At 41.4% G+C, this 19074-nt stretch carries 9 protein-coding genes; 2 read left to right on the top strand and 7 right to left on the bottom strand.

Annotated features, from left to right (window positions below):
• Positions 1 to 11: 11 nt before the first annotated feature.
• The 3 genes from NV377_RS07280 to NV377_RS07290 form a co-directional block, all read right to left on the bottom strand.
• Entirely contained in the window at positions 12 to 1412 is a 1401-nt protein-coding gene (locus NV377_RS07280; protein WP_258200539.1) for an ABC transporter substrate-binding protein, read from the bottom strand.
• Between the two features lie 315 nt (positions 1413 to 1727).
• Positions 1728 to 3902 carry a family 43 glycosylhydrolase gene (locus NV377_RS07285; RefSeq protein ID WP_258200540.1) on the bottom strand — a complete coding sequence of 725 codons (2175 nt, stop codon included), beginning with the start codon at positions 3900 to 3902 and terminating at the stop codon, positions 1728 to 1730.
• On the bottom strand, positions 3902 to 7678 hold the full coding sequence (locus NV377_RS07290; protein WP_258200541.1) for an alpha-L-arabinofuranosidase family protein: 3777 nt from the start codon (positions 7676 to 7678) through the stop codon (positions 3902 to 3904). Before NV377_RS07290 ends, NV377_RS07285 begins: the two co-directional genes overlap by 1 nt.
• Positions 7679 to 7929: 251 nt before the next feature.
• Between NV377_RS07290 and NV377_RS07295 the strand changes: the two genes are divergently transcribed.
• On the top strand, positions 7930 to 8928 hold the full coding sequence (locus tag NV377_RS07295; RefSeq protein WP_258200542.1) for a glycoside hydrolase family 43 protein: 999 nt from the start codon (positions 7930 to 7932) through the stop codon (positions 8926 to 8928).
• Between the two features lie 150 nt (positions 8929 to 9078).
• Here NV377_RS07295 and NV377_RS07300 read toward each other — a convergent pair whose 3' ends face one another.
• The gene (locus NV377_RS07300) at positions 9079 to 10035 is read right to left on the bottom strand and encodes an ArsR/SmtB family transcription factor (protein WP_258200543.1); all 957 of its coding nucleotides are present in this window, start codon (positions 10033 to 10035) and stop codon (positions 9079 to 9081) included.
• 371 nt (positions 10036 to 10406) lie between these two features.
• Positions 10407 to 10922: an SRPBCC family protein gene (locus tag NV377_RS07305; RefSeq protein ID WP_258200544.1), complete on the bottom strand. Its 516-nt coding sequence runs from the start codon at positions 10920 to 10922 to the stop codon at positions 10407 to 10409.
• A gap of 411 nt (positions 10923 to 11333) precedes the next feature.
• Between NV377_RS07305 and NV377_RS07310 the strand changes: the two genes are divergently transcribed.
• A complete protein-coding gene (locus NV377_RS07310; RefSeq protein WP_308860095.1) occupies positions 11334 to 14795 on the top strand; it encodes a collagen-like domain-containing protein in 3462 nt (1153 codons plus the stop codon).
• Positions 14796 to 15301: 506 nt separating this feature from the next.
• Here the strand turns inward: NV377_RS07310 and NV377_RS07315 are convergent.
• Together NV377_RS07315 and NV377_RS07320 are read right to left on the bottom strand one after the other, a co-directional pair.
• The gene (locus NV377_RS07315; protein WP_258200545.1) at positions 15302 to 17407 is read right to left on the bottom strand and encodes a glycoside hydrolase family 36 protein; all 2106 of its coding nucleotides are present in this window, start codon (positions 17405 to 17407) and stop codon (positions 15302 to 15304) included.
• A 233-nt stretch (positions 17408 to 17640) separates the two neighbouring features.
• Positions 17641 to 18945: an ABC transporter substrate-binding protein gene (locus NV377_RS07320; RefSeq protein WP_258200546.1), complete on the bottom strand. Its 1305-nt coding sequence runs from the start codon at positions 18943 to 18945 to the stop codon at positions 17641 to 17643.
• Positions 18946 to 19074 lie beyond the last annotated feature (129 nt).

The following is a 19074-nucleotide window of genomic DNA, read 5'->3' on the forward strand; positions in this document are numbered from 1 at the left end:
CTATTCAGTCATTATTTTCCTAGCTCTGTTTTCAACTTAGCAATATCTTCAGCAAGGATTGATTCTGCATCTTCCTTAGCAAGTTGCAATGTTGTACGAGAGTCAACGTTATTATCTAGTGCATCAAGAATACGAGGTACCCAGATACCCCAACCTGCTCCATCAAGCGGGTTAAGACGTTTTGTTGGAGTTTCTGAAGCTAGTTGCTCATAGAATTTGAAATCTTCTTGACCACCAAGGAATTCACTAGTATGGCTAGCATACCAATCTTTTTGTGCAATATCTGAATAACCAGGTTGGATGGAATGTTTCGTCCAAATTTTCCAAGCATTTTCAGAACGCATTGCCCATTGTAGGTATACCCATGCTGCTTCTTTGTTTTCTGATTGAGAAGGAATTACGAAGCTTGAACCACCGATTGGGTAGTTAATACCGAATGGTAAGTTAGTTGCTCTCCACTTACCAGATAGTTCAGGGAAGTTTGTTTCAAGGTCACGTGCACCCCAAGAACCAAGTGCCAAACCGATTAACTGACCAGATTGTACTAGAGGTTTACCTTCATCAGTTCCATAAGGAAGATGTGGAGCCCAGTTCATTTGGTTACCACGTTTTGTATAATCAAGAATGCTAACTAACTTATCGTTATCACGAATCCAAGTTAAGTTATCATCGAAATATCCGATTTCATCGCCAGCCCAGTGGATAGGGCCGTCACGCCATTCAAATAGGAACTTCCCATTTGCTGTTGCCGCTTTTGTAAGTGCAAGGAAGTTTTCTGGATCCTTGATGTATTCACCAAGTTCAGTTGGATCATTTGGGTACCCAAGTTCTTCCATAATATCAGCACGATAGTACCATACACCTGGAGTTGAATCCCAAGGCATACCTAGTAATTCAGTACCATCTGGGCTCATCCAACGCTCCCAGTTATATGCAGGTACAAACTCTTTATATTTACCAGCGTTATATGGTTCAGCTAGTAGATTTTCAAGTACGCCACCTGTTGCATAGCGAGTAAAGTTACCAACTTCTACTTCAGCGATATCTGGAGCCCCAGTACCACTCGCTAAAGCCGTTTGTAAATTATTGTGTAGATCCTCGAAAGGTACAAACACAGGAGTTACTTTAATATTTGGATACTCAGCCATAAATGCTGTTGCTACTTCTTCGAAAATATTTTCGTTAAATACCCACATTGTTACTTCACCAGTTACATCTTTACCGAAATCTTCTACTACAGGAGCAGTTTCGCCGCCCTCAGGAGTAGTGCCTTCATTCGTATTACCTTCATTGTTTGTTACAGGAGTAGTATTGCCGTTGTTACTTCCGCCATTGCCACCGGAGCAAGCTGACAACACTAATATTAGTGCAAGTAGTACAAACATCATTTTGCTAAACTTTGCGAATTTCATTCTTTAACCTCCTATAAGTTCTTTTTTTGAAGAAGCTTTTGATGTGTGACCCCTGATGTTGTCTGATTAATATAAGCATTAACGATATTCGACATTTCACAACTATTTCTGCCTTTTTCATTTTGTAACGGTATTCATATTGCACAAACCATGCAATCGCTTACACTTGCTACAAAAAAAGAAATTTTGCATATTTACAGGCTGAAAAGGAAGCGTTATCACCTTACTAGCGTTTATCGTTTATGTCTATGTTAATAGATTACTTATTTATTAATGATTAGTCAATACATAAACGATAAACTTTTAATATTTTTTTTATTGGAAACTTTCCACTAGCCAAACTTGCCAATCTTCACCGTTAATTTGGTCAAATGATAGATTCTCATACTTGTTTGGATCAGCCGAAATAGCTATTGGAGATACATCTGTCTCCACATTTTTTAATAGATAACTACCTTCTTCTGAATATAAGAAATTCCAACGTTGTTCAGGTAAATGCTGCAATTCTAGTTGAACAACACCGTCTGATGTAGCCGTCATATAATAACCACTTATTGAATTTCTAATATAGTAACTACCATCCTCGGCATACTCCAACGTCCACCCTTGTGCAGCGGTTTTGGTCTCAATATATTGACGATATCCTTCTGCTAGCTTCTTAGAACCATTATTAGGCTGTAGCATATTGCCAGTTTGACGATTACGGAATGATAACTCTTCGCCCTCTGGTAGTGTCGTTAACAGTCGAATATAGGAAATTTCAGCGGAACCATTAACATAAAGCTTAATCTGCTCATTCGTTTCGAGATCAATATCGGCCGATGCGTATTGCCATTTATTAACATCATTATGCAATATATTAACTATTGTACTAGAATTTATCGTTTCTAGCTTCAAAATTTGTTTATCATTAGCATTTTTGTAAGCAATAGCTACTGTATAACGCCCCGCTTCTACAGGTACCTCATAAGAATATTCCGTGTTATTAGCAGTTACAGCTATGTCATCAAGTAATGACGCACGACTAAGTGCCATCCCTTGTAACAATTGACCATCACTAGCAGCTAAGTCTACATATGCCAGTTCTATATAATCAAGCTCCACTTGTTTTTGACTAAACGGCAATACAACAGTATTGACTCCACCTTGTAATGGGACGACAATGCTAACCTTACTTAATTCTTTAGATTTTGATAGATCGATAGCGTAAGATTGACCATTAACTAGTATCTTTTGCTTCGTTATATCTCCATTATTAATGTAGGCAACAGTTAATGTGTAGATCCCCGTAGCAGGAGCAATGATTTCATTAACCGTTACTTCTTGTCCACGTTTTTGCCACTGCAACGTATGACCATTTGATGCATGTTCATTGATCATTATTGCTTGAGCTGTCCCTTCCCAGTAATGTTCAAGTTCAAATCTAGCTTCACCCGAAGGCGACGGTATCGTATAACCTCTCGATACTGGTTCTCCTAACTGAGGTTGACCTTGATCATCATATTGATAAGGTTGAATCCTTACATTTCTAGCTTGATCACATCCATAACCTTTACCTACTCCATCTACACCATGATAGACATGAATAAGCTCAGCCCCATCAGGTGACTCGACAAACGAACCATGTCCTGGTCCATATGCATTAGCATCTGCATTTGACATGAAGATAGGTTCTAGAGATTTCTCCCAAGAAGCAGGGTCCATCAGATCACTATCTACATTAGCGCTAAGAGCACCCATATTATAGTTTGCATCACAGAAACTCGCCGAATAAGTAATAAATATGCGATCACCATGCTTAATGACTTCTGGTCCTTCCGTCACACGGGCACCAGCAATAATTTCCCAATCATATTCTGGCTCAGTTAGCATAATTCGACTTTCTGCAATCGTCCATGGATTCTCAAGAGGTGCCATATACAAAGAATTACCTTTGGCTCCTGCACCTGACCACATCATATACCAAGTTCCTTGATGTTCGAATAATGAAGCATCAATCTGGAACACTTCATAACCTGTTCGAATTTGACCTTTCAATTCCCACTCACCTTCAAGTGGGTTAGCTGAACTATTCTCTAGTACATACATGCGATGGTCAAAGTCACTTCCTTCTCTAGCAGCAGAGAAATAGATGTACCATTTCCCATCAATGTGATACATTTCCGGTGCCCATATGTTTTTACTCATAATGCCACTTTCATTCTTTTCCCAGACTACCTTAGGTTCTGCATAGGCTAGACTAGTAATTGATGAGGCACGACGTACTTCTAATCGATCATATTCTGGTACAGAAGCGATCATGTAGTAATAGCCATCACTATGCTCATATATCCAAGGATCTGCTCGTTCTAATACAATCGGATTACTATAGTAAAGTGAGTTCGGATTACTCGTTGAATAGGAGTAATCCGTCTCCTGTGGTGTTGAACTACATCCTGCTAATACTGTAAGAAGTAGAATAATAACCAAAATATGACGACTAGCTTGCATTACATCAACTCCAATATTAGAACTTGTACTGAATTAGCTGGGAGTTCTAATATTGCTTGACCGTCTTGCATAACTAATGTTTGTTCTAATGGAGTAATAAGTTCAGCTGCCTTCTTATTTACATTCGGTGTATGAAGAAGACTAGCATCTCCGGTCAGTCGTATACAACGATATTCTTCTTTTAGTGTAGCTTTACCAAATCCTATTTGAAGCGGCTTAGCCATAGCATCTGAATTTACTAGTTTCATATAGATAGCTTTTTCATCACGCGTAATAGAATAGAAAATCTCATTATTATAAGCTTCTAACTTGTATCGTAATGTAGTAATTTCTGGATTTATTTGATGATCCCGCTCATTAGATGATATCGAATGTGTACAACTTAATTCTTTACCATTGCTACCACCGTAATTCACACTAATATGATAAGCATGTCCATCCAACATTTGTTCGCTATATGCCGCACGCATATTACCAACCATTGTACTAGAAGAGAAATCTCCAAGCGTATAAGCTTCAACGCCCTGCTTAAACACTTTCAATCCTGTAGAGCAATCATGCTCTCCGATCACATATTCAAGTACATTTACAGTAGACGTATTGGCATTAGTTAAGCCCACTCCTACATATATTCCGTCATTTCCATTTACTTTTTCCGCGATGACTTTAACACGATAATTGCTCCAGCTTGGTTCATCTAAGTAGATACCTGTTCTTCCATTTCCAGACGGCGTCAATAGCAATCCTTCGCCTTCTGTCCATTGTCCCTGTGCATCATCAGATAACCATTGCCATTTACCATCTAAAGGTTGAGCGAAATTTTGTTCGAACAATGCGTTGTTGCTTTCATTGCAAATTACCGCTACATGCTTCAATAGCAATGTCGCCCCTACCGTTGATAACTGAATTCCACCTTGTGGTGCAAGTTGAACAGATTGACCATTACGATACGTATGATATTGACTAGACAAGACTTGCGTTCCAAGGTAACTTGCAAACATTTGTTGTACATAATAATTAGGCGTGAACCAAATACTTTCGTCATCGAACCAAATGCAATCCGGCGTCCAGCGATATGTTCCATCAGTTAACACTTTATTAAATAGCGGTGCGTAAGCTGCAAGTCTAACAACATCAGCATTATTCTCGAATCCTGTCATTACAGCTGCTTCTGCAATCGCACCCGCTAATGTGTTCTTATCATTAGATGCATATTCACCAACGAACACTTTTGACGTCTTCACTTCATCTGGCTGTCCATTAGCATCAATCGCACGATAATAGTAATTGTAGCGATCAGCATTGCGAAGCAGATAATCGTTAGAACGATAATAGTGTTCATCTACAATCGTATCCATATAATGATCTTGATGCTCATACCATGTAATATGTTCTTCCGAACTGCAACACCCATCAGTAAATGCGATAACCTCTGACCCTTCATAAGCACCACTTAAAAATTTCCAACCTTGTTGATACGCATCATCATCTGCTTGTGCACCTACTGTAGAAATAATTGTCAGCGGATGTGCTGGATAATTGTCTTTCATATATTGATCAATCGCTACTTTAAATTTCTCAAAGTTAGCAAAGAATTCAGTACCCCAGTTCTCGTTACCTACACCTAGATAACGAAGATCAAAAGGAGTTGGATGACCCATAGCTTTGCGCATTTGCGCCCATTCATTATGTTCAAAGTCTTCATTAATCGCAAAATCAATGAGATCTGTAAAATTCTTAATATAATAATCTCGCAAAGCTCCACCAGCAGGATTAGCATAATCGGAACGAGCTTGACAAAGTACACCACACGCCATAACTGGTAGTGGAGTCGCATTCAAGTCTTCGGCTAATTGGAAATATTCCATATAACCTAAACCTAAAGTCATCATATATCCCCAAACATTAAAATTCTCTTTCCGAGTCTCAACATCACCTACAGAATGTTTCCAATCATAGACGTTATCCCATACATGAGATCCTTCAGAAATACATCCGCCAGGGAATCGCAAGAAACTTGGCTTCATATTTTGCAGCGCTACGACCATATCTTTACGAAGTCGATAGTTAGAATTACCTTTATAATTTAATTGTGCAGTAGATGAACCTACTTCACTTGTAGAACCCCACACATTTTGCGGGAATAAAGAAATCATATCGATAGAAACGGTTTGATCAACTTGTAATGATATTTGTCCGAGTATCGTTTTGTTAGCTTCAAGTTCAAAATGAGGTACTCCCCCGTATTTATGCCATTGACCGTCTCCAACTACTGCAATACTTAATACCTCACTTATTGGTTGAGCTTTATCATCTAATAGTTGCACCTTTATTGAGCAGGTAGCTTCCGCTTTAGCCCAGATGGAGAAAGTATAGCTTTCTCCGCTACGGAATGACATCGCACAATGATGATTACTATCATTGAACCCACGATTGAATAATGTTGCTTCAGGAGCTACCGTTACGTACGTATTATTCACATCTGCATTTGTAATACCAAAATGCTCATTAAGACCACCACTTTGCTCAACGGCTACGAGATCAAGATCACCATACCAACCGTCAAGTGGTGTGCGTTTTCTACCTGTAGAATGTGCATTTTCCCCACATACATGAGAGAAGCTATCGAAAGTAAACGATTCAAATGAGCGATTAAGAATAAGTTCTGCATATATCCCGCCATCTGCTGCATTATTAATATCTTCATAGAATAGACCATACATAACTGGACTTACCTCAACGCCTTTACTTGCAGTATCAACGATAATTTCATATGGAATCGTAGAAGTTGGTAGCACAGATAGTTCGAATGTCTTCTCAATCGATGATTGTCCACGAATTAATTTGGCAGTCAATGTTACACCATAAGCTTGGGATAAATGTGTATTCACTTCTCCGTTATGTTGCAACACATTGGGATTAGAAGATGTCCATTCCAAAGTAACTTGCCCATTAAGTATAGAAGTAGGCAATGCTATAGATTGTGTAATGATAAGGCTACTTAATGCCAAGTCTTGCTCTGCAGCAATATCAACAAGCTGTTGATCACTTAACGATTCACACATCATATCAACAATTTCAGCATGTGATAATACAGTGCTATATACACGGAAATCCGTAAATGCGCCATGGAAATTAGCATCTGCATCAAATTGTGAATGTCCAATATAGTTATTGCTGTAAGTATCTGCACGATCAAAAGAAGAGATCCATTCTCTATATTTCAAATACGTGCCACTAGCTGTTTGACTTATTGAACCATCGGCAACCAATTCCCCGTTAACGTAAAGTATAGGGCCAGCATTACTTGCGGTAGCGCCTTCTGTTCCGGAGATGGTCATTGCTATATGAATCCACTCCCCTGTAGCCAATGATTTATTCGGATCAACCGCGATATCATGACCAGCAAAGCAAACACCACGTAAATTACGAGTTAGGAACAGATATGGACCTTGAGCTCCTGTACCGAAGTCGAATAATCTTTCCCACACACTTTGTCCTGGCATTAGATAAATCCAACTTGTTACAGTAAGTCCCGTGTAGTCATTAACCGATGATAATAACGTAGATGGTAATTGCAGATAGCTACTACCGTGCTTACCGCCTGCGAGTATAACAGCTTCTCTATCTTCAATCGTTACATGCTGAGGTAATACTTTTTCACCGTAAGCGATTGCATGATTCTTATATATAGAACTGTCATAACCAACTTTTTGAGATGTTTCACATTTGTATTGAACAAGTAATTTTTCATTGTTAATAGAATTGCTCATCATATTCACCCGCCATAGTTTATAATTAAGTTATTAATATATAAGCTAACTAATTAACCTATATGCGAATTAGTTTACCTTAGACACATATTCATTTCAATAGTTTTCCTATAAAAATAGAACTTTTCACCATAATCAGACGCTTATTTTTGGTCAATTTGTAAATCCCACTAGACAAAGGGATCAGTTTATGTGATATTAATATTATTATGAATACTTAATATTTATATTAACTTTATAGTAAGGAGGACTGTATGACTAACATTTCTAAAACTGAGTATGTAAATCCTATTATTCCCCAACGTGCTGATCCATGGATTTATAAACATTCAGACGGCTATTATTATTTTACCGGATCAGTTCCTAGCTATGATTGCATTGAGTTACGTCGTTCAAAAACTATAAATGGTCTTGCTGATGCAGAACCTTTCGTTTGCTGGCGTAAATATGAAACAGGTCCCATGAGCGCGAATATTTGGGCCCCTGAAATTCATTACATTGATAACAAATGGTATATTTACTTTGCTGCAGCACGCACTGCCGAAACAAATGAAGGATTATTTGACCATCGTATGTTCGCATTAGAATGTGAAGCAAGTAACCCACTAGAAGGTACTTGGGTCGAAAAGGGACAAGTGACAACGAATTGGGAATCGTTTGCATTAGATGCTACTTCCTTTGAACACCGTGGACAACGTTACTATGTATGGGCTCAAAAAGATGCTAAAATTCCAGGTAACTCTAATCTATATATAGCACCAATGATCAATCCTTGGACGCTTTCATCTAATCAAGTTCGTATTTCAATTCCTGAATATGAATGGGAAAAAATCGGCTACCTTGTTAACGAAGGTGCTGCTATATTGAAGCGTAATGGTAAAATCTTTATGACTTATTCTGCTAGTGCAACAGATCATCATTATTGTATGGGATTACTTTGGGCAGATGAGGATAGTAATTTACTTGATCCACGCTCATGGAATAAGTCACCAGCTCCTATCTTTGGTACGTATGAGAAATTATCTATCTTCGGACCAGGACATAATAGTTTCACCGTAGCAGAAGATGGAGTTACTGATTTAATCGTATATCATGCACGTAATTACAAGGAAATTGTCGGAGATCCACTGTATGATCCAAATCGACATGCTTGTGTTCAGCCTATAACCTGGACACCGTCTGGTTTCCCAGATCTAGGTAGACCAGTTCAGCAATCTATTCTTCCAGTTAAAGAAGCCAATATCGCACTTTAATTAAAGTGTTCATTATTAAATAATGGTACCCTACACAAAAAACGCATCCTTCGCCACTATTAAAGTGGAAAAGATGCGTTTTTTGTGTACTTCTATTTTCTAATATAAATCTATAAGTTTATTAAATTTATTAGATTCGCTATCCTTCGTTTACTGCTTTTTCGTTGCTTCAGCTATTTCTGCTTCAGTCAGACGACGATCATAATAAAGTTTGAATACTAAGTCCTGGTTATAGTTACCGAAGCCGCTTCCGAATAGAGTAACTCCCCCTACATTTTCCGCATCTTCTAATACAGAAATTCGGAACTTCCACTGTTTTAGATCAAGATCAAGACTTGATAATTTAACGTCAGAAATTTGATTACCATCGATAAAGGTACCTTCCTCGTTAATCTTCAACATTTTTAGTAATCCGTACTGATTAATTTCATCCCACCACCAGTCAGGTGTGTAGCGACCACGTTGCTTGTCACCACCAAAGTCACCAGGACTTGTCCATTTCCCAATATCTACACCGTTCAACGTAAATGTAATATCTGACGGCCAGTTTTCATTGGCAAATGGTGCTTCCGATGAAATTTCCATTGAGATTTCTAACTCAAGAGGATTTTCATTCTTATTCAAATAATTAGCCAAACGGTATTCAACAAACCCTTGACCGAACCATAATATTTTGGCATTTACCCTTTCAGGTTCAAGAAAAGCGCGAGGCTCATCAAACATACCTAATACTTTAACGCTTGTTGCCAAACCACAAGTTGGAGTCACTTCAAAGTCTGTATAATGACCAACCGATACTTCCGTTACATGACAATCACGGAAAACACTTTCAATCTTAGGCGGGAAAATGATCTCGATAGAGTCCGTAACAAGCGTACATACTTTTTTCGCTCCGCCTTTACCCGGTTGCATTGATGATTTAATAATACCTGCTCGCTCAAGTTTTTTAACATGCATCGTCATAATTGCACTACTTAGATGCATCGCATCTGCTAGTTCTTTAATATTCATGGACTTCACAGCAAGGTGTCGAATCATTTCAATTCGTACGTTACTTGCTAGAGCCTCATATACAGGCAATGAATGTTGTGAAATATCTATTTTCATTAAATACCACCTTATCAATAACGATTATATTAATAATATACATTGTTGTTAATTAAAATACAAATGTAATCGCATTCAATTTTGCTTATTATATTACATTTTACTATAAATGTAATAGTTTGTAACCTATTATCATTTAACCGCTTCAAAGCTTACGATAGTAACGCTGCGAGCACTATTCGCTGTTCTTCGGAGAGGACGGGATTAACGCTACGTTCATTCTCGCTGCTTCAATCTGGATGTGTGAACGTAACACCTCATAGACAACATTTTCCTCTTTGATAAGCAATAAGGATAGAAGATTAGTTATACAAACGTATATCTAACCTTCTATCCTTATTAGTAGTGACCTAGTTATTGTCCTTTAAGTACTACCTCTTCAAGTAACGATCAAGCTTACTCCATGTTTCAGTGATACCAACAACAAGTCCCATCTGCATAACTTGATCTAAATCCTCTTTTGTAGGAAACTCTGCAGTACTACGAACTTTAGTATATTTGGCTTGTTGTTCGAACGTAAGTGTAACTAATGTCTCTGGCATATTAGGATCAATATTACCTTCTGCATCTGAGAAACAATCTCGATATACAAGTTTATTAGGTGCATCGATCTCAACATAGATCGCTTTCCCCCATGATTGTTGACCGAAATAATCCTTGCTTTCATCCTGACACGTCATACAGAAATGCCAAGCTCCACCTGGTTGTAGGTCCACCTCACAGAAGGTTAATCCCCAACCATTCGGTCCCCACCATTGTGACAGTATGTCTTTATCAGTAAATGCGTTATAGACAAGGTCAGGAGATGCTGGAAATATTTGTTCCAGATGTAGCGCATTACCTTTCACTCTTGAGGCAATAGAACCAATCTTACTACGTTTTAACATATTGACTTCCTCCAACTTTTCATAGCTTATAGTAATACAATTGTATAAACTCTGCAGTTTCTTCTATTATTTACACTATACATAAGGAGATTGAATTGAGCAAATGATTATAAAAATACTAGTAGTATCTATTTTTTATGGTAATGTCACTGATATCTGTTGTGAATTCTCATCCCTACTAAGCCCAATCTGAAGTTACTGAGGATAAGTAACTCGCATATGAGACTCCATGCCACCGAATAGAAAGATAACTTCGAATAACTTTACATCAGATTCTCATAAGTGTAACAAACTTCGTACATCTCAAATTATTCAACCTCAGCAAAGCACTTTTATTACTAACAAATAATAGACTGCCCTCTCAAGACAACTATAAAGTGAGTAGTATATACAACTATAGGAGGTGCTATCTTGACATACAGGAGAATAAATAAAAATTGCGAAATAAAAAAACTGAAAAAAATTTGTATTCTACGAGGTCCTAGAGGTCCTAGAGGTCCCAGAGGATATCGCGGACGGACTGGAGCTACTGGCGTTACTGGAACAGCCGGAGCTACCGGCAACACTGGAACAATTGGGGCTACCGGCATTACTGGAGCTACCGGCATTACTGGCGACTCTGGCACAACTGGAGCTACCGGCATTACTGGAACAACTGGCGTTACTGGATCTACTGGATCTACTGGGGCTACTGGCATTACTGGAGCTACCGGCAACACTGGGGCTACTGGCAACACTGGAGCTACCGGCGTTACTGGCGACACTGGAATAACTGGGGCTACTGGCGATACTGGAGCTTCTGGAGCTACCGGAGCTACTGGCGACACTGGCGACACTGGAGCTACTGGCGTTACTGGAGCTACTGGAGCTACCGGAGCTACTGGCGACACTGGAGCTACTGGCGTTACTGGAGCTACCGGTGACACTGGAGTTACTGGCGACACTGGAACAACTGGGGCTACTGGAGCTACCGGCGATACTGGGGATACCGGGGCTACTGGAGCTACTGGGGCTACTGGAACAACTGGAGCTACTGGCGTTACTGGAGCTACCGGTGACACTGGAGCCACTGGGGTCACTGGCGACACTGGAACAACTGGGGCTACTGGAGCTACCGGCGATACTGGGGCCACTGGCGAGACTGGAGCTACTGGGGTCACTGGCGACACTGGAGCTACTGGAGCTACTGGGGCCACTGGCGACACTGGAGCTACTGGCGATACTGGAACAACTGGCGTTACTGGAGCTACCGGTGACACTGGAACAACTGGGGCTACTGGAGCTACCGGCGATACTGGCGACACTGGAACAACTGGGGCTACTGGCGATACTGGAGCTACTGGAGCTACTGGCGACACTGGAGCTACTGGAGCTACCGGCGATACTGGAACAACTGGGGCTACTGGGGCTACTGGCGATACTGGAGCTACTGGCGATACTGGAGCTACTGGCGACACTGGAGCTACTGGCGACACTGGAGCTACTGGAGCTACTGGGGTCACTGGCGACACTGGGGCTACTGGCGATACTGGGGCCACTGGAGCTACCGGGGCTACTGGGGCTACTGGAACAACTGGAGCTTCTGGAGCTACCGGAGCTACTGGCGACACTGGAACAACTGGGGCTACTGGAGCTTCTGGAGCTACTGGGACCACTGGCGACACTGGAACAACTGGAGCTATTGGCGTTACTGGAGCTACCGGTGACACTGGAACAACTGGAGCTTCTGGCGTTACTGGAGCTACCGGTGACACTGGAGCCACTGGCGACACTGGAACAACTGGGGCTACTGGAGCTACCGGCAATACTGGGGCCACTGGCGACACTGGAACAACTGGGGCTACTGGAGCTACCGGCAATACTGGGGCCACTGGCGACACTGGAACAACTGGGGCTACTGGAGCTACCGGCAATACTGGGGCCACTGGCGACACTGGAACAACTGGGGCTACTGGAGCTACCGGCAATACTGGGGCCACTGGCGACACTGGAACAACTGGGGCTTCTGGGGCTACCGGTGATACTGGAGCTACTGGCGTTACTGGAGCTACCGGTGACACTGGAGTTACTGGCGACACTGGAACAACTGGGGCTACTGGCGATACCGGAGCTACTGGCGACACTGGCGCTACTGGAGCTTCTGGGGCCACTGGCGACACTGGAGCTACTGGCGTTACTGGAGCTACCGGTGACACTGGAGTTACTGGCGACACTGGAACAACTGGAGCTACTGGCGTTACTGGAGCCACTGGCGACACTGGAACAACTGGGGCTACTGGAGCTACTGGAGCTTCTGGGGCCACTGGCGACACTGGAGTTACTGGAGCTTCTGGGGCTACCGGTGATACTGGCACAACTGGAGCTACTGGTGTTACTGGGGCTACCGGTGATACTGGAGCTACTGGGGCCACTGGCGACACTGGAGTTACTGGAGCCACTGGAACAACTGGAGTTACTGGAGCCACTGGAACAACTGGGGCTACTGGAGCTACCGGAGTTACTGGGGATATCGGGGCTACTGGTACAACTGGGGCTACCGGCGATACTGGAGCTACTGGGGCTACTGGGGCCACTGGCGATACTGGAGCTACCGGAGCTACTGGGGCTACTGGCGACACTGGAGTTACTGGAGCCACTGGAACAACTGGGGCTACCGGCGATACTGGAACAACTGGGGCTACTGGAGCTACCGGCGACACTGGAACAACTGGGGCTACTGGAGCTACTGGGGCCACTGGAGTTACTGGCGACACTGGCACAACTGGAGCTACTGGCGATACTGGAGCCACCGGAGCTACTGGGGCTACCGGCGACACTGGAGTTACTGGAGTTACTGGAGCCACTGGAACAACTGGGGCTACCGGCGTTACTGGAACAACTGGCGTTACTGGCGACACTGGAGCTACCGGTGACACTGGAGCCACTGGAACAACTGGGGCTACTGGAGCTACCGGCGACACTGGTACAACTGGAGCTACTGGGGCCACTGGCGACACTGGAACAACTGGAGCTACTGGAGCTACTGGAGCTACTGGGGCCACTGGAGCTACTGGAGCTACCGGAGCTACTGGGGCTACTGGCGACACTGGAGTTACTGGAGCCACTGGAACAACTGGGGCTACCGGCGATACTGGAGCTACTGGGGCCACTGGCGACACTGGAGTTACTGGAGCCACTGGAACAACTGGGGCTACTGGAGCTACTGGAGCTACCGGAGTTACTGGGGATACTGGGGATACCGGGGCTACTGGCACAACTGGGGCTACTGGGGCTACTGGGGCTACTGGGGCCACTGGCGATACTGGAGCTACTGGCGATACTGGGACTACCGGCGACACTGGCACAACTGGAGCTACTGGGGCCACTGGGGCCACTGGGGCCACTGGGGCCACTGGGGCTACTGGGGCTACTGGGGCTACCGGCGACACTGGCACAACTGGAGCTACTGGAGCCACTGGTCAGGGATTATCAGCATACAGTTACATTTTCAATACTAGTGCTCAGGTTGTAGCAGTAGAAACAGCTATAACATTTGATAGTAATGAAAATCTTACAAATATATTTCACACTCCTGGTACTTCACAAATTATTTTGGGCGCCTCTGGAGATTATGCGGTATTCTTCATTATAGCGGGAGTAGAACCTAATCAATTTACCCTCTATCAGAATAGTGCTCCTATTGGTGGGAGTGTCTATGGATCTGGTGCCGGTACTCAACCTAATTCCGGTATGGTCATTATTACTGCAGTCTCAGGTGATGAGTTAACTTTAGTTAATCATTCTAGTGCATCAGCCGTTACACTACAGACTCTAGCAGGTGGATCTCAAATTAATGCTAACGCTTCTATTCTTATACTGAAAATAAGCATGTAAAAATTATTAGAAAATACAATTAAACACACTTATATATTTATTATAATAATTTTTTGTATTGTAACCCATGGAACTACTGATTTCATGGGTTACTTAAATTAACATAATATAAAAACAGATTTTACTTATTGAAATGAGATTCTCAGTAACATAATCATTTCCCGCTTCGCCGATTGAAAAGAAAGGAAGAAGACAAAAAATATAATACCGTTGATGTCATATTTAGAGTATTTGAGAGTTGATAAAATCCTCTACCTTAGACTCGTTAACTTGATTTACTTCAGATAACGTACAGAGATAATTTTCTTTTATTCATAACAAAAAAATAGGAATGCACTGTAGTTTTTATATTACAATGCTTTCCTATTAAACTATTAGATAGAATTATTCAGATCAGTCTACATTTAGAGTAATTACGATACCTTGCTTTAGACAAGTATTACATTTTCGTTTTACTAGAAAGGGTCAAATCATTTGGTTTTTATAGTTAATTTACAACGATATTATTAACAAGAAATTTCAAGTAAGCGTGCTACTTTCCCTTGTGGCAAAGTAACTGTTAATAGTTGAGACTGCTCGTCCCAACTTAGATCGCTCTGATGTTGCTGAGGATAAGCAATACGCACCTTAGGTTCTGAGTCATTGACTCTCCCTGCTAAAGGAATCGTTATACTATCCCCTTCTCCCGCTACTCGCCAAATGGCAATATATCGGCGATCATCAGCCTTTAATCCTAGACTTATCCACTCAGAATGTTGATTAGGAAGTCCTAGAGGCCAGAATGGTGTCGCTTGCTTAATCTTAGAACGAATTCCTTTATAGTAATCCAAAGCTTCTTTCACTAGCGCTAGACGAGGCTTACTTAATTCCGCAAGATGACCACTTTGATGAACACGTAGCAATAACGCATTGATCATGTTGAATATTACTTCCTCATCATCACCTTCACGAAGCGGATATGACCATACCGCTGCTTGCTCTGGTGTCAATACTGCTGGGGCACCTGCTGCAATTGTTGCATAATTCACATAATCCTCTTGATCACTCGTTGATTGAATACTGTAGCGACTTAGCATCGAGTAATCCATTCGCATGCCGCCAGATGAACAATTCTCAATGACTAATTCAGGGTATTTCGCGAAAGTATCATCTAACCATTGCAAATAAGCACGATTATGCTCTAACAAGCCTGCTCCAACACTATCTGTTCTCGTCTCCGTACCAATACCAGCATTAATATTGTAATCCATTTTGATATAGCCTACACCATACTCTTCAACTAATCTTGTAATAACCTCGTTGGCATGAGCAATTACTTCTGAGTGACGGAAATCTAATTGATAGCGACTACGATCTTTTACACGTTTTCCGTGACGCATAAAGAACCAATCATCATTCGTGTCTACTAATTTGGGACTATTAATCCCCATTACTTCTAGCTCTAGCCACAGACCTGGAATTAATCCCTTGCTACGAATATAATCTAGCACATATTTGATACCTTCAGGGAAACGTTCCTCAGAAGGTAACCACTGCCCAACACCATCCCACCATTCGCCTGGAGCATACCACCCAGCGTCGATACAGAAATATTCACAACCTACTTCAGCAGCTGCATCAATAAGTGGTAATAGTTTCTCTGTTGTTGGAGAACCCCACAAACAGTTCATATAATCATTGAATATAATTCGAAGCAATTCATTATCATCATTAACGCGGCGAATACGACGACGATATTGTGTGAGCTCTGCAACACTTTGCTCAAATCCACCATCTACAACACCAACTGCAACGGGAACAGAAGTAAAGCTTTCACCTGGATCTAATTGTTCCCACCAGTGATTATCATGTTCCGTTGGACCGCTTATTAATAGTGATAATTGATCTACTTGATCGGTCATTTCCCAATGCCATGATCCATTGTGCTCGATTTGCCAATATAAACTACACTCATTCTCATGATCTTCTAGTACAGCCATTGGAATCACTTCGGCGCTTGACCAAGATCCCGTATTGCTAAATGCAAGGCGCTTAGACCCACGATCTGCTAGGTGTACTAAACCGAGCTCCGGTAAACTATATTGCCGCCATTGAATCTCGCTTTGCCATCCACTATGTGCAATAAATAGTTCCAACTTATCATTACGATCACGTTGGCCTTCCTTACCAAAACCTGTTAATACAAAAGAAGATATATATTCAATGTCAATAGGAAGCGAACCTTCATTACGAACAACATTCCAACAACGAACTGTTTGTAAACCTTCGTACATCTGATAATGTTGCTCCACAATTACATTTGTTTGATGATCTAACAATTTAATGATTAGCAAGCGTCCTTCATCATTCCGTTTGTCTAGATGTGATTGGTATTTCAGTCGCAAACCTGGATAAGAAGCCCGATGAGAACGTCCATGATATTCCGCTCGATCTTCCCCAGATAATTGGAACTCTAACATTCTATATCCCGAAATAGTTTGTGCTCGAATGATATGCTCTTGAAGTGGTCTTGTTCCAAAATGTATTAACGTTACATCACCATCTACTGCGATATCAAATTCCAAATATAGTCCATTCTCTTCAATAGAAATGCGTTGTGAAAGCTGATTCATAGTGTGTACCTCCTAATTGTTCATATCATTCATCTATTCTATTACACTTAGCTATGACGTCTATCTATATAACAATGACTCAACACATGAGCGTTGAGTCATTGCTATATATGCAAGTTCAAAAAGCTTATTTTTAGAATCAAGAAGATGGAGCGCTACTTGTAGAAAGAGGAAACGCAAGTATACGTATTTGATACACGCGTACCTACAATGTTACTATGTTTGTTAACCTGCTACTTAGAAGAACCAAATTGAATCCATGCTTGTTGAATCTCTTCTACAGCTTTGTCTTTTGTTTTGCTGCCACCAATATAAGCTTGCATAATTTCACCGAATTTTTGATGGAATGTATCAAGTGAATAGTTAACAGATAGTTCACCAGATTTAGCTGTTTTCAAGATTTCTTCCATTTGTTTCGGCATATCAAGATCAGGAAGTGGAGCATCTTGAATAGGAGGAATTACTTTGGCTACAGCTGAGAACCAGTTTTTACCGTAGTCAGATGTATATAACCAGTTAAAGAATTCAATTGTCTCTTCTAGTACTGGTGAATCTTTAGAAATACGAAGCGCTTGATCAGCTCCAGTTGCAATCGTTGCTTGTTCAGACTTATCACTTACTGGATAACCAGCAATTTGTAGGTTGATATCTGGAGTGATTTTCTTAATTGCTTCTTCGTCCCATGCACCCTTACCAGTCATAAATGCGCCTTGACCAGTTGCAAAGTCACTAACTTGAGCGTTTGAATCACGTTCAAGTGGCTTAGATGTTCCATGCTCTACCGTTGTATCAACAAAGTTGAAGAAGTTAGTATAAAGCACTGGGTGATCTTGGAATGTTGTTGTACCAGCAATAAATTGATTTACTAGTTCTTGTGATGTTATGTTCGCATCTTCAGCAGCTGCGTTAACAAAGTGTTGGAATTCATGTTTCCATACCCACCACTCTTTGTAAGCATTAGCAAACGGGGTAATACCTTTTGCTTCAAGCTTCGTGATAGCATCATCAAGTTCAGCTGTTGTCGTTGGAATAGCTGTGATTCCAGCTTCTTCAAGTAGATCCATATTGACGATCATATTCATTAGATTGCCCTTGACAGGAAGACCTAGTACCCGTCCATCTGTAGAAGTCATACTTGTACGAATGCTTTCCGTCATCGCTGCCGCAAGTGGCTCTTCCGTTAGATCAGCACTATATTCAGCAAATGTATCAATATCGCCACCAGCAGTTGTTTGGAATACATCTGGAACATTACCTGAAGATATTTTTGATTTTAATACTGTATTATAATCCGCTTGCATAATTTCAAGGTTAATTTTCACATTAGGTTTAACCTTTGCGTATTCTTTGATATATGCATTAAATGCCTCTGTATATTCTGGTGATGCGGTAAACATATTGATCGTGACTTGCTTTTCGCCAGTATCTGTACCGTTTGTTGCGGAGTTCCCATTGTTCTTGTTGTCACTTCCACAAGCAGCAAGCACACCCATTATAAGTACTAGGCTAACTGCAAGAGAGGTTAATCGTTTTAACATATAAATGCCCCCATCCACAAATGTTGTTTGTTACCTCACCATCATTCTAATCAAAATAACAGTTCTGAAAAATGTACATATGTGAATAAAAAAGGGTAAAAAAGTGTCTGATATTCAATTCACTTCACA

Source organism: Paenibacillus endoradicis (assembly GCF_024721975.1).